17 protein-coding genes are annotated in these 25,340 nt (G+C 63.4%); 8 read left to right on the top strand and 9 right to left on the bottom strand.

Annotation, left to right across the window (positions count from 1 at the left end; translation table 11 throughout):
* The first annotated feature begins 254 nt into the window (after nucleotides 1-254).
* From ACFQ00_RS10625 to ACFQ00_RS10610, 4 genes are all read left to right on the top strand, one after another.
* Nucleotides 255-452, top strand: a complete 198-nt coding sequence (locus ACFQ00_RS10625) for a hypothetical protein (RefSeq protein WP_381490131.1) — start codon at nucleotides 255-257, stop codon at nucleotides 450-452.
* A gap of 174 nt (nucleotides 453-626) precedes the next feature.
* Nucleotides 627-2,183 carry a choice-of-anchor I family protein gene (locus tag ACFQ00_RS10620; RefSeq protein ID WP_381490128.1) on the top strand — a complete coding sequence of 519 codons (1,557 nt, stop codon included), beginning with the start codon at nucleotides 627-629 and terminating at the stop codon, nucleotides 2,181-2,183.
* A gap of 118 nt (nucleotides 2,184-2,301) precedes the next feature.
* On the top strand, nucleotides 2,302-3,732 hold the full coding sequence (locus ACFQ00_RS10615) for an amino acid permease (protein ID WP_381490125.1): 1,431 nt from the start codon (nucleotides 2,302-2,304) through the stop codon (nucleotides 3,730-3,732).
* Complete coding sequence (locus tag ACFQ00_RS10610; RefSeq protein WP_374598338.1) at nucleotides 3,732-3,995, top strand: Lrp/AsnC ligand binding domain-containing protein; 264 nt, start codon at nucleotides 3,732-3,734, stop codon at nucleotides 3,993-3,995. Before ACFQ00_RS10615 ends, ACFQ00_RS10610 begins: the two co-directional genes overlap by 1 nt.
* Here ACFQ00_RS10610 and ACFQ00_RS10605 read toward each other — a convergent pair.
* The gene (locus ACFQ00_RS10605) at nucleotides 3,992-4,297 is read right to left on the bottom strand and encodes a hypothetical protein (protein WP_381490122.1); all 306 of its coding nucleotides are present in this window, start codon (nucleotides 4,295-4,297) and stop codon (nucleotides 3,992-3,994) included. The two genes, ACFQ00_RS10610 and ACFQ00_RS10605, sit on opposite strands and share 4 nt — an antisense overlap.
* Before the next feature lie 128 nt (nucleotides 4,298-4,425).
* Here ACFQ00_RS10605 and ACFQ00_RS10600 point away from each other — a divergent pair, with 128 nt between their 5' ends.
* Nucleotides 4,426-4,899 carry an Lrp/AsnC family transcriptional regulator gene (locus ACFQ00_RS10600; protein ID WP_381490119.1) on the top strand — a complete coding sequence of 158 codons (474 nt, stop codon included), beginning with the start codon at nucleotides 4,426-4,428 and terminating at the stop codon, nucleotides 4,897-4,899.
* Here ACFQ00_RS10600 and ACFQ00_RS10595 read toward each other — a convergent pair.
* The gene (locus ACFQ00_RS10595; protein WP_381490116.1) at nucleotides 4,880-6,307 is read right to left on the bottom strand and encodes a cytochrome P450; all 1,428 of its coding nucleotides are present in this window, start codon (nucleotides 6,305-6,307) and stop codon (nucleotides 4,880-4,882) included. The genes ACFQ00_RS10600 and ACFQ00_RS10595 overlap by 20 nt on opposite strands.
* Nucleotides 6,308-6,595: 288 nt before the next feature.
* Between ACFQ00_RS10595 and ACFQ00_RS10590 the strand changes: the two genes are divergently transcribed.
* Entirely contained in the window at nucleotides 6,596-7,336 is a 741-nt protein-coding gene (locus ACFQ00_RS10590) for a hypothetical protein (protein ID WP_381490113.1), read from the top strand.
* A 34-nt stretch (nucleotides 7,337-7,370) separates the two neighbouring features.
* On the opposite strand, the gene ACFQ00_RS10585 is transcribed toward ACFQ00_RS10590, so the two are convergent.
* From ACFQ00_RS10585 to ACFQ00_RS10570, 4 genes are all read right to left on the bottom strand, one after another.
* Nucleotides 7,371-9,278: a caspase family protein gene (locus ACFQ00_RS10585; RefSeq protein WP_381490110.1), complete on the bottom strand. Its 1,908-nt coding sequence runs from the start codon at nucleotides 9,276-9,278 to the stop codon at nucleotides 7,371-7,373.
* Nucleotides 9,275-9,706: a hypothetical protein gene (locus ACFQ00_RS10580; RefSeq protein ID WP_381490107.1), complete on the bottom strand. Its 432-nt coding sequence runs from the start codon at nucleotides 9,704-9,706 to the stop codon at nucleotides 9,275-9,277. Before ACFQ00_RS10580 ends, ACFQ00_RS10585 begins: the two co-directional genes overlap by 4 nt.
* A gap of 367 nt (nucleotides 9,707-10,073) precedes the next feature.
* Nucleotides 10,074-12,146, bottom strand: a complete 2,073-nt coding sequence (locus ACFQ00_RS10575; protein ID WP_381490104.1) for an amidohydrolase family protein — start codon at nucleotides 12,144-12,146, stop codon at nucleotides 10,074-10,076.
* A 64-nt stretch (nucleotides 12,147-12,210) separates the two neighbouring features.
* Nucleotides 12,211-14,124, bottom strand: coding sequence for an isoaspartyl peptidase/L-asparaginase (locus ACFQ00_RS10570; protein WP_381490101.1), 1,914 nt, complete (start codon nucleotides 14,122-14,124; stop codon nucleotides 12,211-12,213).
* A 203-nt stretch (nucleotides 14,125-14,327) separates the two neighbouring features.
* On the opposite strand from ACFQ00_RS10570, the gene ACFQ00_RS10565 reads away from it, so the two are divergent.
* Nucleotides 14,328-17,123 carry a TonB-dependent receptor domain-containing protein gene (locus tag ACFQ00_RS10565; RefSeq protein WP_381490097.1) on the top strand — a complete coding sequence of 932 codons (2,796 nt, stop codon included), beginning with the start codon at nucleotides 14,328-14,330 and terminating at the stop codon, nucleotides 17,121-17,123.
* A 44-nt stretch (nucleotides 17,124-17,167) separates the two neighbouring features.
* On the opposite strand, the gene ACFQ00_RS10560 is transcribed toward ACFQ00_RS10565, so the two are convergent.
* Genes ACFQ00_RS10560 through ACFQ00_RS10550 form a run of 3 tightly spaced genes read right to left on the bottom strand, consistent with a single transcriptional unit; the run spans nucleotide 17,168 to nucleotide 22,658 of the window.
* The gene (locus tag ACFQ00_RS10560) at nucleotides 17,168-18,313 is read right to left on the bottom strand and encodes a dipeptidase (protein ID WP_381490894.1); all 1,146 of its coding nucleotides are present in this window, start codon (nucleotides 18,311-18,313) and stop codon (nucleotides 17,168-17,170) included.
* A gap of 24 nt (nucleotides 18,314-18,337) precedes the next feature.
* Complete coding sequence (locus ACFQ00_RS10555) at nucleotides 18,338-19,900, bottom strand: M20/M25/M40 family metallo-hydrolase (protein WP_381490094.1); 1,563 nt, start codon at nucleotides 19,898-19,900, stop codon at nucleotides 18,338-18,340.
* A 19-nt stretch (nucleotides 19,901-19,919) separates the two neighbouring features.
* Nucleotides 19,920-22,658: a M14 family zinc carboxypeptidase gene (locus ACFQ00_RS10550; RefSeq protein WP_381490091.1), complete on the bottom strand. Its 2,739-nt coding sequence runs from the start codon at nucleotides 22,656-22,658 to the stop codon at nucleotides 19,920-19,922.
* A gap of 364 nt (nucleotides 22,659-23,022) precedes the next feature.
* On the opposite strand from ACFQ00_RS10550, the gene ACFQ00_RS10545 reads away from it, so the two are divergent.
* On the top strand, nucleotides 23,023-25,287 hold the full coding sequence (locus tag ACFQ00_RS10545; protein WP_381490088.1) for a TonB-dependent receptor: 2,265 nt from the start codon (nucleotides 23,023-23,025) through the stop codon (nucleotides 25,285-25,287).
* Nucleotides 25,288-25,340: the final 53 nt, after the last annotated feature.

Genomic DNA, 25,340 nt, shown 5'->3' with positions numbered 1-25,340 from the left:
GGGGGAACTCCTGTGCTGTGGGGTTCGCGAGGGGACACCGGGGAGGAAGGGCTGGGGGAACATGTCCGCCTCGCGATGGCCCCTTATCGCCCACGAGCGTGACCGCCGCGTGAGAAGCGGGTCAAAGCAGCGTCAAAAATGTCCGGCGAAGGTGAAACGCCTCCACCTCCGGGTTTGACGAAGATCAAAGACAGCAACGGTCAGGAAGCGGAAAAAGCCCTGCTGAAAAGACGGCACAAATGGGGGGAACGGCGTTGATCCCGAGCGATTTCGAATATCACCTGCGCCGCGCCGACGAGCACTGGCGCCTCGCCCGCGCCGCCGTGTCGCCGGAAAAGCGCGCAATGCACAGCCGCATCGCCGACGCCTATATCCGAATCGCCGAAAAATTCTGGGACCAACGGCGAATCGCAGGCGTGTATTCCGAAGGCGGACTTGTTCGTCTGCAGTGAGCGTGATCCGCGAGGGCAAAAAACTCCGCGTTTTGTAAGCCTGTCCGACACATCGGGCAGCGTTCGTTTCCGTCCCGTGACAGCTGCGTGAACTTTATGTGAGCGGCTCGACTTGCCCGAAAAATGCGCCTCATAGCCGACCCCGGCAAATGGTTAACAAGGGGTCTTCATTCTATGCGCACGCTTTCCGTTCTCGCCGGCCTGCTCGCCGCAACCGCCGTCCTGCCTGCCAACGCTGCCGCCCTCAAGGTGCGCGGCGTAACGAGCGTCACGCTCGGCGACGCCTCCGAAATCCCGGCCTATGACGCGAGCGGCGACCGCCTGTTCGTCGTCGGCCTCAACGGCGACACCGCCTTCGTGAAGATCGTCGACGCGAAAACGAGCACCGAGATCGGCGCGCTCGACACGCACAGCTATTTCGCGGGCGGCGCGGCGAACAGCGTCGCGGTAGGCGGCGGCAAGGTCGCCGTTGCGATCCAGGCCGCGAACAAGACCGATCCGGGCCGCGTTCTCGTCTACGATCTCGCCAACCTCAGCGCCGCGCCGCAGTCGTACACCGTAGGCGCGCTTCCCGATCAGGTAAGCTTCTCGGCGGACGGCACGCGCCTGCTCGTCGCGAACGAAGGCGAGCCGTCGAGCTATGGGAAGCCCGACAGCGTCGATCCGGAAGGCTCGATCAGCTATATCGACCTCGCCGCCGGCACCGTGAAAACCGCAGGTTTCGGCGCCTTCAACGCCATGAAGTCCGACCTTCAGGCGAAGGGCGTACGCATTTTCGGGCCGGGCGCTTCCGTCGCGCAGGACCTTGAGCCCGAATACACGGCGTTCTCGCCGGACGGCAAAAGCGCCTTCGTGACGCTTCAGGAAAACAACGCCATCGCGGTCGTCGATCTCACGGGTGCCGAACCGGTCGTCACCGATATCATTCCGCTCGGCTTCAAGAGCTATGCGCCCGGCGCGAACCGCATGGATCCGTCCGACCACGACGGGATCAAGGGCAATCTGCAGAGCCTGGAAGGCCTTTACGGCCTCTATCTGCCCGACGCGATCAAGAGCTTCACCTCCAACGGAAAGACCTATTTCGTCACCGCCGACGAAGGCGATGCCCGCGAATGGGATGGTCTTGTCGAAGAAGTGCGCGCCAGCACACTCGGCGACTACGGCGTCTTCAACCGGCTCGGCGTGACGAGCACACTCGGCGCCGAAGGCCCCGCGGACGCGAAGCTCTTCGCATTCGGCGGCCGGAGCTTCTCGATCCTCGACGAGAACGGCAACCGCGTGTTCGACAGCGGCGACGTTATCGAACAGATCATGGCCGCGCGCTTCCCGGACGCGGTCGATGACGGCCGCAGCGACAACAAAGGTCCGGAACCCGAGGGGATAGAGATCGGCATCGTCGATGGCCGCATGGTGCTCTTCGTGGGCCTCGAGCGTTCCAACGGCAGCAGCCTTGGCTCCGTGTTGGCGTTCGACATCACCGACTTCGGCCTCGGTGTCGCGCCGAAGTATCTCGGCGCGATCATTTCCGACCTGCTCGGGCGACCTGAAGGGCTCAGCTTCTTCACGCGTGACGGCAAGTCATTCCTCGCCGTCGCCGACGAAGAAACCGGCAACCTCGCCATCTACGCACTCAATGTCGTGAGCGAACCCGCCGTGATGGGGCTGTTCGGCCTCGGCCTCGCCGGGCTCGTGGCGGTACGCCGCCGTCGCCGCACCAAAGCGGCTTTGTAAACTTACACTCGCCCGCCTCCTTCCCGCTTTTTTGAAAATGCGGCAAGGGGGCGGGCTTCCCCCTCTTCCTGCCGCGTGCCAATGTGCCCGCATCGGCACGGCTAGGGGGATATCGGGCGTGGCAGGGAGCATCTTCGGGCGCCGCAAGGGCCTTGACGACTGGCAGAACTATTCCGGGAACCGCGCGCTCAGGCGCACCCTTACCTGGCCCCATCTCATTGCGCTCGGCGTCGGCGCGATCGTCGGCACGGGCATCTACACGCTGATCGGCATCGGTGCGGGCAAAGCAGGCCCCGCCGTGATCATCTCGTTCGCGATTGCCGGGCTGGTCTGCGCCTGCGCCGCCCTCGCTTACGCGGAACTTGCCACGATGATGCCGGCCGCAGGCAGCGCCTACAGCTATTCCTATGTCGCCCTGAACGAGCCCGTGGCGTGGATCGTCGGGTGGAGCCTCGTGCTTGAATACACCGTAGTCTGCGCGGCGGTCGCAGTGGGCTGGTCGGGCTACGCGGTCGGCTTCCTGAACAGCTGGGGTGTCACGATCCCCCATGAATTCGCAGCCGGGCCGCACGCGGGCGGCATCCTCAACGTACCCGCCGTCGTCATCACCATGGCTGTCGCGGGGCTGCTTGCGCTCGGAACGCGGGAGAGCGCGTTCGTCAATACGCTGCTCGTGCTGCTCAAGATGTCGGCGCTGGCGCTTTTCATCGTCCTTGCGCTGCCCGCATTCGATTCCGCCAACCTCGAACCCTTTGCGCCCTACGGCTGGGGCTCCGAAGAGATCGGCGGCAACACGGTCGGCGTGATGGCGGGCGCGGCGCTGATCTTCTTTGCCTTCTACGGGTTCGACGCGGTCTCGACGGCAGCAGAAGAGGCGAAGGACCCCTCGCGAGACCTCACCATCGGCATCATCGGTTCCATGCTGATCTGCACGGTCGTCTATATGGCCGTTGCGGCGGCGGCTATCGGTGCGATGCCGGTCGCCGAATTTTCGGCCAGCAGCGAGCCGCTCGCGCACGTGCTGCGCGCGCTCGACTGGCCGGTCGCGGCGCAGCTGATCGGCGCAGGCGCCATTGTTGCGATGCCGACCGTGCTGCTCGCCTTCATGTATGGCCAGAGTCGTATTTTCTTCGCCATCGCACGCGACGGTCTGCTGCCGGAGCGCCTGTCGCACGTGAACGCCCGCACCGGCACGCCGATCCTGATGACTATGGTCACCGCCGTCGTCGTGAGCATCATCGCGGGCCTGCTGCCGCTCGGCGAGATCGCCGAGCTTGCCAACACGGGCACGCTCGCCGCGTTCACCGCCATCGGTATCAGCCTCATCGTGCTGCGCCGCCGCGCGCCGAACGCAAAGCGGCAGTTCCGCGTGCCCTTCCATCTGCCGGTCGCGCTCATCGCCATCGGCGGCTGCCTCTATCTGTTCATCAGCCTGCCGGACAAGACGCAGCTGAGGTTCCTTGTCTGGAACCTGATTGGCGCCGGCGTCTATCTCGCTTATGGCGTACGGCAGAGCCTGATCGCCGCCGCCAGCCGGAAGGAAGCCTGATGTACCGCCTGTTCGTCCTCGCCAAATGCGACCTCGGCCACGCCGCGAGTGTCGGCAACCGCATCGCCGAGATGGAAGAGGTCGCCGAGGTGTATTCGGTGACGGGCGAGTATGACCTGCTCATCAAGGTGGGCTTCGGCGACCTTCCCGAGATCGAGGACTTCGTGCAGGAAAAGCTGCACAAGGTGCCCGGCCTCAAGGAAACCGTGACGATGATGTCCTACCGCGTCTACGGCGAGGACATCGGCGACTTCGTCAACTAGGCGCCGACGACCATTTCCAGCGTCACCGCGGCGACAGCGAACTGGCCGCGCATCTTGTCGGCGATGACCGAGGCATCATGCTCGGATAGGCCGGGGACGACGACGCGCATTTCCAGCTTTTCGCGGACACGGCGGGACCGGAAGACAGAGGGCACGAGGTCGCGCTGCGCGAAATAGTTCAGCATTCTCAAACTGATATGCGGATCGACGTTCGCAATAATCTCGAAATGCGCGCTCCGGCTCACATAAGCGAGGTGCGGCCCGGAAACGGTGGGCGCGGCGGCAGCAAGAGCGGTGGACATGACGTTCCTTTTTCAAGATTGCGGCGCACTTTTCGCACGAACGCAGAGAAAAAGGGATGCAAACCGATTGAGCATTAACCGATTTCGTGCATAAAAATCATGGAATCCAATTTTGCAAAGACTAATTTATGCAGCTTGACGATTTCGACCGAAAAATCCTTCGCGTGCTGCAGGAGGATTGCAGCCTCTCCACCGCGGAGATCGCGGAGCGCGTGGGCCTCTCGCAATCGCCCTGCTGGCGACGCATCGCGGCGATGGAGGAGGCAGGCATCATCCGGAAGCGCGTGGCGCTGCTCGACAGGCGCAAGGTGGGGCTCGGCGCGCAGGTCTTCGCCAACGTGAAGCTCTCCGCGCACGGCCGCGCGCACATGGCGGAGTTCGAGGCGACGGTGCGGGAGATCGAGGAGATCCAGGAATGCTACGTGCTGATGGGCACGACGGACTTCCTGCTGCGGATCGTGACGACAGACATCGAGGCTTACGAGAAGCTGTTCTTCGAGAAGCTCTCGCGCCTGCCGGGCGTGCAGGAGATCACCTCGTCCATGGCGCTCTCGGAGATCAAGAGCACGACGGCGCTGCCGGTCAGATCCTCTCAAGCCTGAGCGGCAGGCCGTCGCGGGGTTTGGGCATGGGGAACATGGCGAAGTCCGCCTCGTAGCCTTCGCGGAGCACGATGCGGCGCTTGTCCAACAGCTCGAACATGAAGGCCTTCGCCTGCATGTAGGCGAAGTGGAGGCCAAGACACATATGGCCGCCGCCGCCGAAAGGCACCCAGGCGTATTTGTGCCTACCCTTTGAATTTTCAGGCGAAAATCGCGCCGGATCGAACCGGTCCGGATCCGGCCAGAGATCGGGGAGACGGTGGGTCATCATCGGGTTGACCCCGATGTGGGTGCCCGCCGGGATCGTATGGTTCCCGAACGTGACATCCTTGAGCGCCCGGCGCGGCAGCGCGGGCACGGGCGCGTTCAGCCGCATCGCTTCCTTGAAGGCCCACTCGGTCTTCTCGAACCGATCCAGTTCCCCATAGGGAATCCGATCCCCGAATTCGGCGCGCACACCGCGCACCTCGTCGCGCAGCACCTCCTGCCACGCGGGCGACGACCCCAGATAATAAACGGTGGAGGTGAGCGAGGAGGTGAGCGTGTCGTGCGCCGCCATCATCAGGAAATTCATGTGATCGATGATTTCCTGATCGGTGAGCAGCCGCGTCTCGCCGGTCGCCTCGTCCTCGTGCTCGGCATTGCAGATCTGTGTGAAGATGTCGTCCCCCGCCGCGCCGCGGCGCTTCGGAATCTCGCGCCCGAAGAAGTCGCACATGAACGCGCGGCCCTTCACCCCGCGCGCCATCGCCGTGAACGGCAAGGGCCTCCGCACGATGCCGACCGACGCGGCGACCATATCGACGAAGCTCGTGTTGATCCGATCCGCCTCCGGCCCCCACGGAATGCCGAGGAACGAGGTGGCGGCAAGATCGAGCGTGAGCTGCTTGATCGCCGGATAGAATTTCACATCCTCCGGCCACTTCGCGACGCGCGCGGCGATCCCCTCCTGCAGCGCGCCCAGGTAATTCTGCATCGGCGCGGGCTTGAAGGCGACCGAAAGCGTCTTCCTGTGAACGCGATGCTCCTCGAAATCCATGAGCATCACGCCGCGCGGGAACACGTAATCGAGAATGGGATTCCAGCCCTGCTCCGACGAAAAGGTCTTGTCGCGGTCCATGAAGACGCGCTCGTTCGCTTCGGGTCCGATCAGCGTCACCTGCCAGCCGCCGCCGATGTTCGGCGTGCGATAGACCAGCCCATAGCGATCCATCTGATCGCGCACCATGCCGAGCGGATCCTTGAGGAACCGCAGCGTGCGCATGACCCCGCCAAGCCGCGAGCCCGGCAATTCGCCCGGCAGATGCGCGAGATCGGCATAGCCCGTATCGCGAAGCCGCGCGAAACGCTGCGCCGGCGTCGAGCCGTCGTCGGTGCGAAACTCCTGCGGATGAACCGGCGCGTTCATGGCAATGCTCCCAAGGTCCGTTTTCCGGCGGCCATTTTTTCAGCAATCGTGTGCGGCGGGCGCGCCTCCCACAGTACGCCCGCACGCACACAGCATCACGGCGCGCGACTCTCCCTCCCGCGCACAAAATGCGGAGTGAGGATACGCAAAAGCGCCCTCGGCGCAACTTAATTTACACTGAGGTAAGTGAGAGCCATGCAGACGCGCGGACGTCGCAGGGCTCCACAAGAAGAACCTAAATGAACAAACATCTTTCCTATTGATAACCTTTTTGGTTATTCATTTGAAATGAGCGACAATACCAAGCGCATGCCGGACATCGCCTACGCCATCGAGCGCGCAACGCGTCCCTTCGATCTCGAGAGAGCGGCGGCGGTGCTGTGGGAGGGGCTTGCCGAGGATGCGGGCGGCGAAGCGCAGCTTCTGGCGATGATGGAGGCGGCCGGGCTGCCGACGAGGCAAGCCCCTCCCCCGCCCGCGCTCGCCACGCTGCCGGGCACCGCCTCCACGCAGAGCGTTTTCGAACGCGACACGGCGGGCCGGCCGCTGCGCCACGACGGCTGGACGACGGCACGGCAGATCACCTTCATCGACGCGCTGCGCGAAACCGCGTGCGTGGAAACGGCGGCGCGCGCCGCGGGCAAGGCCTCCTCGGGCGCCTACAAGCTGCGCGAACGATCCGAGAGCTTCCGCGCCGCATGGGACGCGGCGCTGAAATATTCGGCGCTGGACCTGGAACGCGTGGCGATGGAGCGCGCGCTCAACGGCACCGAGGAGGACGTGCTCGACCGCGACGGCAACACGGTGGGCAAGAAGCGCCGCTACAACGACCGCCTGCTGATGTTCCTGCTGCGCGCCACGCGACCGGACAAGTACGGACACACGATGGCGACCGAATATGGGCGGGCGGTTTATGTGGAGAGGTTGGAGCGCGAGCGGGAGGAGCGGAAATTACGTGGCGGGGGGAATGGGGGCCGTGGTGGTGATGTTGAGTATAGGTCAGCAGTAGTTTGCCGGACTACAGATTAGAGGGTTTCGAACGAACGACCGCAAATAACTGCATTCAAGACACGGCCGCTTTCTCGGATATGCCTCCTTCCACAAGGGAGGGGATAGGCAGGAGAAACCAAGAGCATCGGTCCGGAAAAATGAGGGACGCCAATAAGGAAGCTAAAAGTGTGCCCGCGTTTGGGGGATAGGGAAATGCAGGCCAGGCAGCTTCAAGGTCAGCCACGCTCCAGAAATCGTGTCCGACGTTGAATACGGCATTCACGCCATCGGCAACGTGCTCATCACCAAATTTCAGATAGTCATCAGGCAAATAGGCATTGAGCGCTAAATGATCGAGCTCGAAAAGCGCAAGATCGAATTCCTCACTAAGATTCACAAGCCGAGATAAGCGAAGAAGCGCGAGCACGAGCTCGGTGGGCTGCGCAAGCACGTCGAGGCCGAGTTCGATCGGCGGCTTGCTCCGTGCCACCAGATAGGAAAGGACTTTGGATGGGTCGAGATCCGCGCGCGCGATCTTGCCGCCGCAGCTAACGGCAGACGCAAAATAATGTCCTAGTAGTTGTTCTGCATCTTCAAGGAGATCGACACGAACGCACGCCGTTACCACTGCTATAAGAAATGGCGCCTGGATGTCACTCATCGCGACAAGCGAAAGTGAATAAGTCTCCCATATCTTAGCGAGGAGACCGGAGAGCGCAATCTTGGCTGGCCCAGGGTCATCCCCATTCAACAGCCGCACATGGATCGCAAAGCCACTCCATCCAAGCAACTTAGAGAGGCGAATAGGTAGATCGTAAAGGTCGCCAAGGCCACCAGTGACCAGTGCAAATTTATAAGCCTCAACCGCAGCTATCACCTCGTGTACCGTTGCCTCGACCTGCAAACCGAGCGCAGTGCATTGCCGGACAAGTTGATCGGCTACCGCAGAGTGTGAGGAATATGGGAGCAAAGCTACGATACATGCCGCTTGAACCTCGATCGCGCGAAATCTGTCTCGTGCTTCTTGCGCTTGAGCCGCACATGCCTCGGAAATGCGCTGGTTTAGATTCAGGAGTACACTCGGATCATCTTGCAACTGATCGAGAAGCGGCGAAAGCCGATCGACAAACTCCCTAGGTTCCCACCGCCGAGATAGTGCGACATAGGGCTCCCAGAGGCGTGGCAGGCTCGATCGAATTGCTGCTGCGCTCTTCGCATCCGGCCATCCAGCTAGGACGCTTCTTAGCGGCGCATTGCCAGTCCCGACGTGTGGGTTCTTGCTGAAGCTTGACGGGCCATACAGATTGAGCCCCCAAACTACCGGCGTCTGCTCGCCCGCATCGCTGAGGCGCTGCGAAACCGCACGCCCAATCTCGACAAGGTCGAGCGCCGGATTGCTGTCCTGGAGAAATATCTCACCTCGGACGCATTGAAGTAACGCCGTCGTGCCGAGGCCATGACCACCAATTTCAACCGCAGCCTCATTGGACGCCGCTGTCGCGAGCAAAGTGACGCCTGGTGTTCCAAGCTCTCCCATTACTTCCGATTTCAGAATCACATTGAGGTCCGCGATCAACCCACCGGACTGGCAAGCGTCAATGATGAGATAGGTCTGCTTCGGCGCCGCCTCGGCAATCATCCGAAAGAGGTCTGCCAATGACAAGGCAGTTACAGATAAGGCGTGCCTTCGCGAATCTCGTAACGCCATGTAGAAGCTGCCACCACTCACTTCGCCGTGGCCGGCGAAGGAGATGGTCAAAGTGTCAAGCGCCTCGCCAGAGAACAAGATTGCGGTTAGCGCATCACGTACTTCCTGCAGCAATGGCGAACGCAGGATGCGTGACCGCGAGGTATCATAATCGCCGATCTCAGGCCGAATGAGTGTATCATAGATACCGGCAGCATCAGCTTCCGCCCCAGTTAATGTAGGCAGATGTTCATAACTATTGCAGCCAATAGCGATCAGCGCGCGTCCACTCATACATCTGCCCGCTTAAACTTAGCCTTCCGCTCTTCCTCCCGGTTCAGAGCTCGTCGAATCTTCTCCTCCTTGACTCGTTCGATCTCCGCTAAGAGCTCGGGCGGCATGTCCCGTACCTCGCTTACGATGCGTTCATGCATTTCCGGTCCGACATGCATTTGGGGTATCGACACATTCCCGTCGCGATCGACACCAAGCTCTAACTTCTGGAACATTTCCAAGATCGATAGCGCGAATGAACCAGCTTCTTTGGTATCGACGACATTGCCAACCCTCTCCGCTGCGGCGCCGATCACGCCGTACATATTTTGGGCGAATTGGCGCTCCATTTCCTCGTTGATCGGGAGAATGGTCTGGCCGATCAGTTTCAGGTCGTTCTCCACGATGCCTGAGAACGGAATCGTCCATTTCGCCGACATGCTGTGCATTGTCGTATCTTGGTCCGTACCACGCGCGGAGTGGACCCAGTTTCTGCCATGATTCATACGGAGCACATTATGCTCGCAAACGAACATCTGGCGTGATTTCTGTTGCATCCTTCCTATTAGAGCTGTCACCGAGAGCTCGAACGCTCGGTCATCCTCATCTCGCTCAAAGCAAAAGATGCGTGGGTCAGATTTCGCTGTGTGGTCGTCACTTTTAGCCATGACACTTTCTACCATGGACCAGACCGAGGTCTATTGAGGACTCGCTCCGCACGGGATTACTCTTTCGATCGCGCATGCTGGGTACTTTGCCCGATCGACTACTGTGGATAAGATACGGAACTGTGTCTCTCCACAGCGGCCCAGCCCCCTACTTCGGCGCCCCGCTATACCCCGCCGCCTTCCGCAACGCCGCGGCATCCATCACATAGCCATCGCTGACCACGGTCATCACGCGGCGGAGGGCGCCGAGGTCTTTTGAGACGTCGCCGTCCACCAGCACCATGTCCGCTTCCTTGCCCACCGCGATCGAGCCGGTGCGCGTGTCGGCGCCCACCACGCGCGCGGGGACGATGGTTGCGCTTTGCAGCGCCTCCGCCGGAGTGAAGCCGGCCTGCTGATAGATTTCGAGTTCGCGGATGAGCTCGATCCCCCAGCCGTCGGTGCCCGCCACGATCGTGACGCCGGCCTTGTGGAGTCGGCCGACCAGCTCCACCATCTTCGCATAGCTGCGACGGTAATCGTCGCGCGTCAGCCCCTCGACCAGCGGATAGCCGCCGGCGGTGAACTGCGAGCGCTCGATGACGGGGGAGATGATGCCCATGTAGGGCGCGTAGGCCGGATGCGGCTTTCCGCCATCCTGCGTGAGGAAGGATTCGAAGATGACGATGGTGGGGTCCACCTGCGTCTTGTGGCGGACGAGATCGGCGATGAAGCCTTTCATCAAGGGGCCGTCGAGATCGACATCCTTGAAGTAGCGCGCCGGCCCCTCCATGCGCTGGCGGGTGTTCGCCTTGTCGATCACCTCGCGCGGCATCGCCTCCATCACCACGAAATTGAGATGTGTGAGCTCGTCGTAGCCGGCGGCCACGGCCTCGCTCGGCTTCATCGTGGCGGGCACGTGGCCGTGCACGTGGAGGCCGAGGCGGTGCGCCTCCGCCGCGGCGGGCGCGATCCATGCCGGGTTCATCGAGGTGTAGAACTTCACGCCCCAGAGGCCCGCCGCCTTCACGCGGCGCACGACGGCGACGGCTTCCTCCGCGCTGCTCACCACCTCGGCGCCCTGCGCGGCGAGCGGGTCCTTCTTGTCGATGATGACGGAGATGAAGGGTTCGCCCATGAGGAGTTCGCCCGCGGCACGGCGCTTCGTCGCCTCAACCGCGCGGTCGAAGGTAGTGCCGGGGCTGCGGAAGCTGGTGATGCCGTTCGCGATATTGGAAAGCACGCTCCAGTCGTCGCCGATGTGGAGGTGGCTATCCCATATGCCGGGCACCAGCGTCTTGCCGCGGCCATCGATGATGCGCGCGCCGGCGGGGGCTTTCAGCGATCCGGCGGCGGCGATGGCCGCGATCTTGCCGTCCCGCGCCAGAACCGCCTTGTTGGCGAGGAACGTGCCCTTGTCGGCATCGAAGAGCTGCACGTTATCGATGAGGACCGGGGCTTTGGCGGCGGGATCGAGGAAGCGTTTCGCGATGCCCGCGACAGCTTCGGCGGTCGCGGCGTCCTGCGCGTCGCGGAGTTGGCGCAGCGCGCCTTCGTAGCCCACGGGGAGCAGCGAAATGTAGCTGATTTCGGCGAAATAGCGCTTGTTTTCATCGAGCCACACGGGAACCGGCGAGGGCAGGATGCCGCTGATGAACGCGAGCTGGACCGTCTTGGGGCCGGACGGGCCCTCTATGGTCTGCGTGCCGCCGAAGGTCATGCGGCCCTTGCCGCTCGGCAGGAAATCGAGGCCCTTGTCGCCCGCCGCGGCGAGCGCTTCGATGAGCGGGGCGCCCGCGATGCCGACGCCGCCCGCAGGGATGTACCAACCCCCGGCCGCAGCCTCGCCTGCGTCGTTGGCGGTCTTCCAGGTCGCGCGGCCGTTTGCGACGCTGAACTCCTCCGCCGCGTCTCCCGACATGGTGACGCCGCGCACGGTCAGCGCTTCGATCACGCCATTGCTTCCGAAGCGTGTCACCTGGTCCATTTCGGTGATCCAGCCGCGCAGCTCCTGCGACCAGCGATACGCCGTGCGGCCATCGGGAAGCTGCCAGCGCCACTGGCTGCCGTGCGTGCCCGCCTCGGACACCATGAGATATTGCACCGCACCGGCGGGCGGCTTCAGCAGCTGATCCTTCGGAACGGGCTGCGACTGCTGCTCAGGCGCAGGCGCTTCATGTGCGTGAACAGGGCCAAGGGCGGCAGACGCCAGTAGCGCCGCGATCAGAACCAAGCGCATCATCGATCTCCCCATATTCTGGGGGGAGCTAAGAGCAATACGCCCGGCAAAGCAAGCGCCGGCGGCGTCAGTCCGTCAGGGCTTCGTCGGCATAGATGGCCGTTTCAGCAGAGCCGCCCGCAGCCATGCGGCCGCGGTACATGCCGAGGTCGTTGATGGCGAACGCCGGGCGCCCGTCGGCACCCATCGCGATGAGGCCGCCGTCTCCGCCGATCGCGCCGACGGCGGTGATCGTCGCGTTCGCAGCGTCGGAGAGGCTCTCCCCGCGCCACGCCACGCGGTCGCACACCTGCCGCGCGGCGCTTTCGCGGATGAAGTATTCGCCCGAGCCCGTCGCGGAGACCGCGCACTGGCCGTTCCGCGCATAGGTGCCCGCGCCGACGATCGGGGAATCGCCGACGCGGCCCCAGCGCTTTCCGGTCATGCCGCCGGTGGAGGTCGCCGCCGCGAGATTACCTTCAACATCGAGCGCCACGGCGCCGACCGTGCCGAACAGGTGCGTAGGATCGAGCGCGGCCGCCTGCTGGCGGCCCTTCCAGGCCTGGAACTGCTGCCAGCGCTCCTCCGTGCGGAACCACGACGGATCGACCTGCTCGAGGCCCTGCTCGGCGGAGAAGCGATCCGCGCCCGGGCCGGCGAGCATGACATGGGGCGTGCGCTCCATCACGGCGCGCGCGAGATCGATCGGGTGGCGCGTGCGCGTGACGCCTGCGACGGCGCCCGCCTTCAAGGTCCGGCCGTCCATGATGGAAGCGTCGAGCTCGTTGCGGCCCTCCGCGGTGAAGACGGCGCCGCGGCCCGCGTTGAACAGCGGATTGTCTTCAAGCACGCGCACCGTGGCGGCAACGGCATCGAGCGCCGTCCCGCCCTTGCCGAGGATCGCGCCGCCCGCCTGCAGCGCCGCGTCCAGCCCGGCGCGGTAGGCCTTGTCTTTCTCGGGCGTCAACGCGCCGCGATCGATGACCCCAGCGCCGCCATGGATGGCGAGCGACCAGAGCGGCACTTCGCTGATCTTGCCTGCGTGCGCGGCGTATGCGCGCGTGAAGATGGGGTTCTCCACCTCGCCCGAGGGCAGGTGCACGACCGAGCCGGCGCCGATGCCGACGACACGGATGCGCGGCGCCTCGAGTGGACCCGTGGGGCTGAGGCCGCGCAGTGACGTGCCGTCCACCAGCCAGGCGCCGCCATCGGGCGCGGTGGCATAGATGCGTCCGCTGCCGTCGGGCTCCACCGCGAGCGCGGCGCTTTCATCGACGCCGAGACCGAGCATCGGCGGCAGATCGGCAGCGCGGCCGGCCTGCGCCTTCGCGAGGAAGGCGAACAGGCGTCCGAGCCGGTTGCGCTCCTTGAAATGCGTGTCGGTGACGACGCCCTTCAGCAGCGACAGATCGAGGAAGTCGCGCTCGATGGTGTTGGCGGCGCCAAAGGGGTCTGCGAGCGCCTCGTGGCTTTTGATGCTGCCGACGGCCGCGCTGTAAAGCTGCTCGCCAAGGATGGCGAGGCCCGCGCTTGTTCCGGCGAGCGGCTTTCCGGCCGCGACGTGCGCGTTCAGAATGTCCTCGACCTCAGTGCCCTTCCAGTAGCGCACGTAACGCGACTGGTCGCCGCCCGCGATGAAGATGCCGTCGGCACGCTTCAGGCTGGCGAGGATCTTCGGGTCCGCAGCGGCAGCGCGATCCTTGAAAACGAAGGTCTCGGCAGACGTGATGCCGCCAAGCTCGTTGTAGAACTCCTTGCCGATCTCCGGCCCCAACGACGCGCGCAGGATAACGATATGACCGTGCCCGGCCTTGCCGAAGAACCAGCGCATGGAATCATGATTGCGGTCTCCGCCGCCCATCAGCAGAAGCCCGCCGGAGACGGGAGACGGCGTGGCCGCGGTGAGATCGCCGAGCACATAGTGGCTATAGCGCCCCTTCGCGAACGCCGGCGACACCACGAAGAACAGCCCGATCAGCGCCGAAAGCAGCCCTTTTGACAATCCCGATCTCAGCACCCGGCCGACCCTCCTGCAAAAAACACAATGTGAGAGCGTTATGTTACATAATGATCGCACATGGGAACAATGTTCTTATTCTATCAAGCGGAGTGTTGAAATTTTTCGCGGCTTCTGCTGGAAGCCAAGGAGGCATTCCTGGCACGGTCAGAGGACCGCGAGGGCGATGCCCGAAACTGGGGAACCCTATGAATAACGTCCGACTCCGCACGAAGCTCTTGCTGGTGCTGGGCTGCTGCCTGCCCGCACTTGCCACCTCCGCCATGGCGCAAACCACCGACACGGACCCGGTCGACGAGCCGATCATTGTGCTCGGATCGCGCATCGCGCGTACCCAGCAGGAGGGCCCGGCGCCCATCACCGTGATCAACGCCGACGCCATCCGCGCCAACGGCTACACGAGCGTGCCGGACATCCTGCGCGCCGTGACCCAGAACGGCGGCGAGACGCAGAGCCAGCAATCGTTCAGCGGCGCCAGCTTCACGCCCGGCGCGCAGCAGGTTGACCTGCGCGGCCTCGGCCCGAACCACACGCTGGTTCTGGTCAACGGCCGCCGCATCGCCGATTTCCCGCTGCCGTTCCAGGGCCGCAGCAACTTCACCGACATCTCGAACATCCCGCTCGGCCTTATCGAGCGCGTCGAGGTGCTGAGCGGCAGCGCATCGGCCATTTACGGATCGGACGCGATCGCCGGTGTCATCAACTTCGAACTGAAGAAGAACGCGGACGGCACCACGCTGGATTACCGCCACGGCTTCACCGATCGCGGCGGCGGCGCTTCGCACCGGATCAGCGCGACGAGCGGCTGGTCGAACGAGACGTTCCATATCGTCGGCGGCATCGAATATACGCTGCAGAAGCCGATCTGGGGCTATCAGCGCAAGATTCAGGACAGCACTGCCGACAACCCGACGACGGCCGCCCCTCTCGGCCGGCGCGTTTTCCTGCGTTACGATCCCGACAATGACGAATATGTGGATCCGGGTGCGGACACCTGCGCAGCGCTTTCATATCTAAACGATGGTTCAACCTATTACGCGTCGCGGCCACGCTACGGCCCTTATGACGACGATCTGGAAGACTACGGCCCCGGCTATTTCTGCGGCAGCAACACCTCGATCGGCTACGGCACGATCATCTCGCGCCGCGAGGGCTTCAACAGCTTCGCCTCCGCCGGCCTGACGCTTTCGGACAGCGCCGAACTGTTCCTCGACGCACAGTTCGGCATCAGCAAGGTTTCGCTGATGCCCGACGTGCTGAACTGGGCGTTCCAGGATTCCTCCGGCAGCAGCGACACGACGTTCTACAACAGCTTCGACGGCGTGCTCGACGACTGGTCGCGCCAATTCACACCCGAAGAGTCAGGCGGCTTTTCGAACGTGATGACCCGCAACCGGCAAACGACGTTCAGCATCACGCCGGGCATCAAGGGCAGCCTTGACGACAAGTGGACCTACGAAGTTTCGTTCAACCACAGCGAATACAAGGCGAAGGTGAAGTTCCCGCAGATCATCGCGGCCAGAGCCAACGAACTGTTCCTCGGCGAACAGCTCGGCATCGACGACGACAGCGGTTACCCGGTCTTCAACGCCGATCCCGAACGTCTCTACACGCCGCTGACGCAGGCGGAATACGACAGCATTGCCGTTTACAGCGTCTACAATCCGAAGAGCTGGACGGACAATCTTTCGGCCACCGTCTCTTCGACCGAACTGTTCTCGCTGCCCGCGGGCCCGGTCGGTTTCGCGGCGATCGCCGAGTTCGGGAAGCAGGGCTATGACCTCAACCCCGATCCGCTGGCGTTGACGGATTACTACTACGGCCTGAAGGACAGCGACGGCCACGGCAAGCGCACGCACTGGGCGCTCGGCGGTGAGCTCCGCGCGCCGGTGACGGACTTCCTGCAGGTTTCGGCCGCCGGGCGTTACGATCACTTCCGCTTCGCCGGCAACGGCGTCGGCAAGTTCACGTACAACGGCGGCGTGGAGTTGCGTCCCGTTTCGACGCTGCTGGTGCGCGCCGCTTATGGCACAGGTTTCCGAGCGCCTGACCTGCACTATGTGTTCACTGGACCCGGCAACACCCACCCCTCGGCAACGGACTATTATCTGTGCCGCACCGAGGAGCCGGACGAAGACATCGGCGATTGCAGCTACGCCGATTCGGGCATCGTCGCGCAGCGCAACGGCAACCGCCAATTGAAGCCGGAAACCAGCAAATCGCTGAACGCCGGTATCGTCTGGGCGCCGTCGCGCTATTTCGACGTCTCCGTCGACTATTTCCGCGTCTCGCTTTCCAACCAGGTGCAGGATCTCAGCATCGACTCGCTGCTGCGCGACGAGGCCGATTGCCGGATCGGCGAGACGATGAACGGCACGCCCGTGGATATCGCCTCTCCGACCTGCCAGGACGCGATCGCCCGCGTGCACCGCTTCGCAGGCGGTGTAAGCGAAGGTGAACTCGACGCGGTTTCAGTCAACCCGATCAACATCGCGCACGAGAAGACGAGCGGCATCGATATCGCGCTGCACGGACGCCTGCCGACGAGCTTCGGCGAGTTCTCGCTTTCGCTCTCCCACACGCACGTGTTCGACCACAAGTTCCGCCAGTATCCGGGTGATACGGCGATCAACAAGCTGGCCGAAGACAGCGGCTATTACATGCCGCGCGACAAGACGACGGGCAGCATCACGTGGTCACTCGACGATCTGCGCTGGACGGTGGAAGGCAAGCGGCTCGGCAAGCTGCCGAATTATGACGAGGACGCCTATATCAAGGCGAGCTACCTGTTCAACACGACGCTGCAGTACGACTTCACGGATCACCTCCGCGCGTCGTTCACCGTGACGAACGTGTTCGACAAGAACCCTGTGAAGGATCCGAGCTACTCGGCCTATCCGTATTACGACATCAGCTGGTTCGACAGCGTGGGCCGCAGCTTCTACCTGCAGGTGACCTACAAGCTGGGCGGTTCGCCGCTGTAAGGAAAAACGCTCTCAGGGCGGGGCTGGTCCCCGCCCTGAACGTTTCAGGCCTTCCAGACTTCCCGGAACAACCGGTCGAAGTTTCCGCCGATGACCTTTTCGATGACACGCGCAGGGTATTTCGCGCGGTCGAGTTCGGCAGCGATGATTTCCATGCGACGAGCGCTGTTGAGATCGGGGACCGCAATCGGGCCGTCGCCTTCTCCGGGCGCGCCGATGCCGGCCTTCTGCCGCGCCTCGGCGGTCTTGCGCACGATATCCATGTAGGCGGGGGAGATGTCGACGGGGGTGATGCTCTGGTCGCTGCCGATGCCGACGTGATCCTCTCCACAGAGATTGAGCGTGTGGACGAGGTGCTTCATGAACAGCGCGCGCGAGGCCGAGACGGGATCGCGACCGAGGAAAGGCATCAGATAGATGCCGACGACACCGCCTGTACCCGAAACGGCACGGAGGGCGGCATCGGTCTGGTTGCGCTGGCTCGCGTAGATCGCGCGGGCGCCGGTGTGCGAGCAGGTGATCGGCTTCGATGAGGCCGCAGCGGCGTCGATGACCGTCTGCGGTGTGGCGTGCCCGGTATCGACAAGGATGCCGAGGCTGTTCATGCGCGCCACGGCTTCGCGGCCTAGCGGGGTGAGCCCCTCGTTGTCGGGAGAGGAGCTGCCCGCGCCAAGTGGATTCTTGTCGTTGTAGGTGAGTTGCATGATCTTCACCCACAGACCGTCGAACGTTTCGATGAGGCTCAAATCCTCGCCGATCATTCCCATGCCCTGAAAGCCGAAGATGATGCCGAGCTTGCCCGTCTTCTTCGCGGTGGCGAGATCGGCGTGGCGCTTCACGAGCAGGAAATAATCGGGATGCGCTTCGATATGGCGGAGCCATTTCGAGATTTCCTTCACCGTGCCTTCAAACCCGCCCGGCTTCCCCACCGTGAGGTTAACGGCGGTGATGCCCGAGGCGCGCACGTTCGCGAGCTTTTCGGGCGTGAGTTCACCGGGTGGGGGATAGGGGACGTTCCATGTATCCGGCGAGGCGAGCGCATCGATGACGATCGCCTTGCGGTACAGCGCCGCGATCGACGGTGCGATGGTCTCGGCGGCAGCGGGCGTAATGCCCGCCAGCGCCGACAGGCCGAGGCCCGCCGCGCCTGCTGTGAAAGCGCGGCGGCTGATCTCGCTGGTTTCGGTCATGGTCACGTCCCTCCCCTTTGCGGATTAGCGCTTCGCGACGGCGTGGATCACATCGACATAGAACTTCTCCGCCTCCGTGATGCCCGCGACCTTCGAGCCCGGTTTCGGATCGATGACAATAAACTCATTGGGTGCGTGCGCGCCCGTGCCGTAGCCGATGCCTGCCGAGACGATCGGCATCTTCAGGATATCGGTGAACACGTAGTAGGGCGCGCTGCCCGCAAGGCGGGGCATGACGCTCGGCGTGATGCCGTACTTGCGGTACGCGCCGATCACAGCCTGCACGAGCGGCTCCTTCACCGAGGACTGCGCGGGCGGATAGCCGGAGAGGCGCGTGAGCTTGATGTCAGTGAATCCCTTGGCGTCGAGGTGGGCGCGGATCAGGCGCTCCGACTCGTCGGGTGTCTGGTTCGGCACGAGGCGCGAATCGAATTTCGCCGTGAACTTGTGCGGCAGGATGGTCTTGGTGCCCTCGCCCGAATAGCCGCCCCAGATGCCGTCCATGTTGAGCGTGGTGTTGAAGAGATACTGCGTGATCGCCTCGCGGCCGGTCATGCCGTCGATCCACTTGTCGACGCCGAGCGACTTCTGCATCGCGGGCTCGTTCGCCGTCCACGCCGGGAGCACGCCGTTGATGAGCTCCTGCTCCTCCTGATTCGGCTGGCGGATCGAATCGTAGAAGCCCGGCACGGTGATGACGTTGCCGTCCGGCGACGTGAGGCTCGCAATCGCCTGGGCGAGGCGGAGGCCCGGCGCGTCGACGATAGCCTTCAGCGAGCTGTGGATCTCCGCAGTCTTGGGGCCGCCCTGCGGTCCGCCCTGGGCTTCAAGCTCGAAGTAGATGTTGCCTTTCACGCCGAGCGACATCTGCACGCCGCCCGCCAGCGTCTGCCCCATCATCGGGAAGAGGACGCCGCCGTTCGCCTGCTTCAGGCGGTCGGCATATTTGGCGATAAGGTCCGGGTAGTGCGGCGAGCCGAGCTCCTCCTCGCCTTCCGCGAGCAGCATGACGTTCACGGGCAGCTTGCCCTCGGCCTTGATGATGGCTTCGAGCGCGTTCAGGAAAATGCGCTGCGGACCCTTCTGGTTGGTCGCGCCGCGCGCCATGAGGACGCGGCCGAGGTCGTGATCCTCCACGATCGTGCCCGCGAAGGCATCGACATTCCAGCCCACGGGCTCGATCGGCTGCACGTCGTACATCATGTAGACGGCGATCGTGGTCTTCGCGCCCGCGTCGTAATAACCCCAGACGCCGGGGTGGCGCTTGGTGGGGGCAAGCTCCGCCTCCTTGAAGCCGAGCGCCCTCAGGTCCGCCGCCAGCATTTCCGCCATCTGCGTGACGCCATCGTTTTGCGCGCTGATCGAGCGCTGACGGACCCAGCGCTGGACGTTCTCGACATGCGCGGCCTTGTTCGCATCGATGTATTTATATGCGGCAGCGTGCTTGCCCTTGTAGGGCGCGACCTTGCCGGCGTCGTAGGCCTTTTCGGTGGTGAACGGGAACTCGGGGCGCTTCGCCTCCTGCGCCGAGGCGGTGAGCGCGACGGCGGAAAGCGCGGCGGCGAGAAGTACGGACTTGCGGATCATAGGGAAAACTCCTTGAGGGTTATTCTGCGGAAACGGCAGCGATCGGCGCGGGAACGGGCGGCATTACGTCCGTGATGCCGAGCTGCTTCCAGTTGATGAGCGCGTTGTAGAGCATGCGGAACTCGCCGAGGTTCTGCCAGCGCCAGACGGGGTTCGTGGCGAACATCAGGATACGGCCCTCGCCCTGTGGGATGTTGAGGATCGCGGCGCGGTCCTTCACCCCATCGGCGCCACGCATGAAGCCGCTCAGCACGCCCTCCTTGCCGCCGGGGAACTCCATCATGACGCGGCCTTTCAACCGCTCCGGCACGCCGTAGAGCGTGTTGGATGCCCAGCGCACGGGCATTTCCGCCTCGTCGTAGCCGTAGAACACGGGGTTCTTCGGCTGCAGCACCTTCGCCTTCACGATCGGGCCGGGCGCGTAGAAATCGCCGGGGGCGCGGGTGGAGACGATGTCGTCGATGAGGCCGAATTCAACGGGAACGGCGCTCGCGTCGCCCGTGGTGATGAGCGTGCCGCCCGCCTCCACGAACTTCCGGAGCTCGACCACGCCTTCAAGGCCCATGCCGCCGCGCACGTCTTCCGACGTACCGTAATCGCCGAGGAAGCGGTAACGGTCCGTCTTGGTGTACGGTAGCGGCTTGCCCTTCACGGGGATGTCGAAAACGATATCCTTCGTGGAGCGGCCCTGCGTCGGCAGGATGATGACATCGTATCTGTCGCGGAGGTTGCCGGCGCGGATCTGCTCCTTGAAGACGAGGTCGTAGGCGATCTCGTGCTGATCGAAGGCGTAGCGCACCCAGCCGACCTTCTCGCTAGAACCCCACGTGCTGAACAGCGCCGTGCGCGGCAGTGCGGTTTCGTGCGCAGTGGGCTTGCCGCTGACCGACACGGCTTCGAGGCCAAGCGTTTCCACGGCGGGCTTCAAAGCGTCGTAGGCGCGGCCCTCGACGAGGAGGGAGCCTGCGGGAACGGTCTTGCCGCCTGCCTTGAAGTCCGCCTCGACAACGCTGACCTTCGCGTCCCTGAGGCGGTAGCGGAGTGTCGCGAGGCCGACCGAGCCATTGTCGAGCACCGCATAGGTGCCCGCGCCACGACCGGAGATACTGCCGCGCGGCGTCAGGCGGTCGACAGGCGTCGTCGGGATGTCGAGCGCGGCCTTGTCATCCACCTCCGCAATGTCGACGCGGGCCATCATGCCCATCGTCCACGCGGCATCATCGTAGGTGCCGAGCTTCTCGTCGGGGTAATTGTCCTGCTTGCGGAGCAGGATCTTCGCGAGACGCCCGTAGGGCTGATCGAGCTTCACGACCAGCGACCCGGCGGGATAGCTGCGGTCCTTCAGCTTGACCGGCTTCGCCGTGCGGCCGACCTCGATGCCTTGCAGACGGAGCAGATTGGTGACGAAAGCGACGCGTGTCTCGTCCTTCTGACCGCCCGGGATGATGTATGCGTAGGGTGCCTTCGTCCTGCCGTTCTCCACGGCGTTGGCGCTCTTCTTGTAGAAGTTTTCGAGGATGACGTTCGGATGCTTGGCGGCAAGTTCGAGCGCGGTCAGCACGCCTGTCTGCATGTAGTTGGTGTTGTTGCGCATCGACCAGACCACCTCCTTGTAGGGAGGGCTGGGGCGATACCAGTCGCGCTTCGTCCAGTCGCCGCCGCGCACGGAGGTCTGCACCTCGGGCGCGACGTGGCGGAGCATGGTCGTCGCGCCGCCGTTGCCGAAGGTCTCGTACATGCGCAGCATGCCGTTGTGGTTCGACGACATGAAGGCGAGGTAGCCCGGCGTCCACGCATCGACGAAGCCGTGGGTCCACACGCCCGGCATGCCGTATTTGGTGAGCTGCGCCATCTCGTAGTTCGCGAACCACGGCAGCTCGCCGAACAGGATCGGGTCGAGATCGGGGTTCTGCGGCGCCTGCCCGCTGTAGGTGTAGAGGAACGGCACCGATTCATGCAGCTCGTGCAACACCGGCGGGTGCCATTCGAGGTAATAGTTCATCAGGTGGCGCGCGCTGACATCCGAGAAGTTAATGTCGCGGTTGTTGTCGTGGTAAATATACTTGCCCCAGTAGGGCGGGCCGCCGGGCTTGTTGCGGTCGTCAGTCTCGTCGATGAGGTTGCGGTAGTACCAGTCGACATAGCGGTCGCGGCCATCGGCCTCCAGAACCGGGCTCAGTGCGACGACGAGGTTGTCGCGGATGCCGCGGATCATCTCGCCCTCGTCCGTCAGCAGACGGTAGGCGAGTTCCATCAGCATCTCGGGCGGCCCGGTCTCCGCGCTGTGGAGCCCCGCAGACAGGTGATAGATCGGCTTCGTCCCCGCGATCACGGCGGGCGCGTCCGCAGCCTGCAGGCGGCGCGGATCGGCGAGCAGCGCGAGATTCGCCTTGTAGGTATCGAGCTTCGCGAGATTCTCCTCCGACGAGATCATCACGACGATGTTCTCGCGGCCTTCCTCGGTCTTGCCGATCTCGATGATCTTTATGCGCGGCGATTTTTCCGCGAGCGCCCGGTAATACCCAACGATCTGCTCGTAATAGTGCAGCACCTTCGGTGCGCCGATATGGTTACCCAGAATCTGTTTCGGAGACGGAACAATGTCCGAAACCGGCAGATGATCCACGAGCGGGCTGCTGAACTCCGGCTTCGTCGTCCACGCCTTCACGGATTTCGCGAAATCCGCGTCCATCGGCTGCGCCATCGCGGTCGTTCCGAGCAGTGCCGCAATCGCAACGCCAACCGCCATTTTTACCATGTTTGCCCCTTCCACGCCACCGACAACACGGCATCGTTCGGCTTCCGCGGCAGTCGCCGAAGCCGTTTTGGCATCTCCTTGCGGAGACCTGATGCTTGATGGCATCAGGATTTCATCATTTTGTCGGGATACGCAACAATCATCTTGCCAAGCACGGAACCTCGAATCAGAACGGCCGACAGAGAGACAGGGATCTATTCAGACTCCCTCTCAAAATGTACTGGCCCGTGTCTTATCCGACATGGCCGAACAAGGGGGGTTTGTCAGACAAGAGTTGCTTCGAGGGCCGTTCGCGCGGCCCTTCCAATCACATAATCGATGTCCGGCGGATCATAAGGCCGGAACGGGTAAAGGGAGATGTAGAGTGAGCAAGACCTTCAGAATGTCGTTTTTCCTCGCCGCCACGGCACTTGCCGGGGTGAGCGGAGCCGCCGTCGCGCAGGAAGCCACAGGCGATGAGATCATCATCACGGCGCTGAAACGCGACACCAACCTGCAGGATACGCCGATTTCGATCTCGGCGGTGACGGGCGACACGATCGCGAATTCGGGCGTCCAGAGCATCTCCGACCTCAATGCGAGCGTACCGAGCCTCTCGTTCGTTGACGGCGGCCCCTCGCAGCGGCGCGTTGTGATCCGCGGTATTCAGGCGGCTGGTGAGCCAACTGTGGGCACTTACTACGACGAAACCCCGGTGACGGGCGTGATCGGCGCGGGCAACGACGCCGGCGGCTCGACCCCTGAGCTTCGCCTGTTCGACGTCGAGCGCGTCGAAGTGCTGCGCGGCCCGCAGGGCACGCTCTACGGCTCGGGCTCGATGGGCGGCACGCTGCGCGTCATCTACAAGAAGCCGACGAACGAGTTCGACGCCGCGATCGACACCAGCCTTTCCGCAACCAAGCACGGCGGCGCCAATTTCGAAGCGAGCGGCATGGTGAACGTGCCGATCGTGCAGGACAAGCTGGCGATGCGCGCCACGGGCTTCTACCGCAAGGCGGACGGCTACATCGACAACACGACGCTCCGCATCAAGGATATCAACGAGCAGAAATATTACGGCGGACGCCTGCTGCTGAGGGCAACCCCGACCGACGATCTGACGATCGATGCGGCGTACTACATGAACCGTTCGCGCACGGACACGCCGTCGTGGACGCTGGAAGCGGGCAAGAACAATTCGGATGCGCTGACGCGCCAGCCGATGCGCGACGATGTGGATCTGTTCAGCCTCACCGCCGCTTACGATTTCGGCGGCGTGGTGCTGACGGCGGCGGGTTCCTACATGGAGCGCGACATTTCGACGGTGAGCGACGTTTCGCGTTTCATCCGCTCGACGCGTACGGCTGCGGGCTGCGGCGCCCGCCTCAACGGCAGCGCGGCGATCCCGTGCGCCGGCACCCAGCTCACGGACTATTATGCGCTTGTCGACAGCCAGTCGACATCGGCGCTGTTCCCGCAGCAGAACATGGAAGCGTGGACGGCAGAGCTTCGCCTCAGCTCGGATGGCACGGGACCGCTCAACTGGACCATCGGCGGTTTCTTCTCGGACCGTGACATCCACGTCGAGAACCCGCAGGTGAACGCCGATCCGGTAACGGGCGCGATCATCTACCCGCTCCAGATCGCGACGACGCGCTACATCAACGACAGCCTTCGCCAGGTCGCGGCATTCGGCGAAGTCTCGTATGACGTGACCGACCGCCTGAACCTGACCGCAGGCGTCCGTTACTTCCGCTACGACAAGGACATCAACGGCGAGACGACGAAGGGCTCGATCCTCGTCGGCGCGGTTGTGCGCCCGCTGTCATTCGTATCGTCAAACGAGGACGGCACGGCGTTCAAGTTCAACGCTTCGTACAAGATCACCGACAATGTGCTCTTCTACGCCGAAGCCTCGCAGGGCTTCCGTCCGGGCGGCGCCAACCAGGTGATCGGTCTTGCGCAGGAATTGACGCCGTATACGTCGGACAGCCTCTGGAACTACGAGGCGGGCCTGAAGACGACGATGCTCGATCGCAAGCTGACGCTCAACATGGACGTGTTCCAGATCGACTGGTCGGACATGCAGATCAGCACGCGCACGCCGAACGGTGCGTTCGCGTATATCGGCAACGCAGGCTCGGCGCGCATCCGCGGCTTCGAGCTTGAAGGTTCGCTGCGTCCGATCGACGGCCTCTCGATCTCGGGCAATCTTGCTTACCTTGATGCCAAGCTGACCGAAGACCAGCCGAACGCCGGCACGGCCGTCGCCCCGGCCGCAGGCTTCGACGGCGACCGCATTCCGTTCGTACCGAAATTCACGGCGGGTCTTTCGGCGCAGTACGTGTGGGGCCTGGCGGAGGGCCTGAACGGCTTCTTCCGCATGGATGCCAACCACGTCGGCGGCTCGTGGTCGGACTTCCGCCCGGCCTATGTGTTCACGCGCTACATCGACGACTACGAGGTCGCGAACCTGCGCGTGGGTGTTGAGGAAGCGGATAACGCCTGGGGCGTCTATGTGTTCGTCAACAACCTGTTCGACGACACGGCGATCACGCGTTCGACCTCGAACGCGATCGCGCAGAACCGCACGCTCGTGAACAACGTGGCGCCGCGCACGGTGGGCCTCAACTTCCGCGCCAACTTCTAAGGGCGCAGTCAACCGAAAAGAATGGGGCGGCAACCGCTGGGTTGCCGCCCCTT

This window comes from Sphingosinicella xenopeptidilytica (assembly GCF_042676985.1).
GTDB classification, from domain to species: Bacteria; Pseudomonadota; Alphaproteobacteria; order Sphingomonadales; family Sphingomonadaceae; genus Sphingosinicella; species Sphingosinicella xenopeptidilytica.
This window is presented reverse-complemented; position numbering and strand designations above follow the sequence as displayed.

What these genes read in the sequence shown, in the direction of transcription:
- ACFQ00_RS10565 (WP_381490097.1), top strand. Translation starts at nt 14,328, where the DNA reads ATGAATAACGTCCGACTCCGCACGAAGCTCTTGCTGGTGCTGGGCTGC.
- ACFQ00_RS10575 (WP_381490104.1), bottom strand. Translation starts at nt 12,146, where the DNA reads ATGATGCGCTTGGTTCTGATCGCGGCGCTACTGGCGTCTGCCGCCCTT.
- ACFQ00_RS10590 (WP_381490113.1), top strand. Translation starts at nt 6,596, where the DNA reads ATGAGCGACAATACCAAGCGCATGCCGGACATCGCCTACGCCATCGAG.
- ACFQ00_RS10585 (WP_381490110.1), bottom strand. Translation starts at nt 9,278, where the DNA reads ATGAGTGGACGCGCGCTGATCGCTATTGGCTGCAATAGTTATGAACAT.
- ACFQ00_RS10610 (WP_374598338.1), top strand. Translation starts at nt 3,732, where the DNA reads ATGTACCGCCTGTTCGTCCTCGCCAAATGCGACCTCGGCCACGCCGCG.
- ACFQ00_RS10605 (WP_381490122.1), bottom strand. Translation starts at nt 4,297, where the DNA reads ATGTCCACCGCTCTTGCTGCCGCCGCGCCCACCGTTTCCGGGCCGCAC.
- ACFQ00_RS10550 (WP_381490091.1), bottom strand. Translation starts at nt 22,658, where the DNA reads ATGGTAAAAATGGCGGTTGGCGTTGCGATTGCGGCACTGCTCGGAACG.
- ACFQ00_RS10595 (WP_381490116.1), bottom strand. Translation starts at nt 6,307, where the DNA reads ATGAACGCGCCGGTTCATCCGCAGGAGTTTCGCACCGACGACGGCTCG.
- ACFQ00_RS10555 (WP_381490094.1), bottom strand. Translation starts at nt 19,900, where the DNA reads ATGATCCGCAAGTCCGTACTTCTCGCCGCCGCGCTTTCCGCCGTCGCG.
- ACFQ00_RS10580 (WP_381490107.1), bottom strand. Translation starts at nt 9,706, where the DNA reads ATGCACAGCATGTCGGCGAAATGGACGATTCCGTTCTCAGGCATCGTG.
- ACFQ00_RS10620 (WP_381490128.1), top strand. Translation starts at nt 627, where the DNA reads ATGCGCACGCTTTCCGTTCTCGCCGGCCTGCTCGCCGCAACCGCCGTC.
- ACFQ00_RS10600 (WP_381490119.1), top strand. Translation starts at nt 4,426, where the DNA reads ATGCAGCTTGACGATTTCGACCGAAAAATCCTTCGCGTGCTGCAGGAG.
- ACFQ00_RS10560 (WP_381490894.1), bottom strand. Translation starts at nt 18,313, where the DNA reads ATGACCGAAACCAGCGAGATCAGCCGCCGCGCTTTCACAGCAGGCGCG.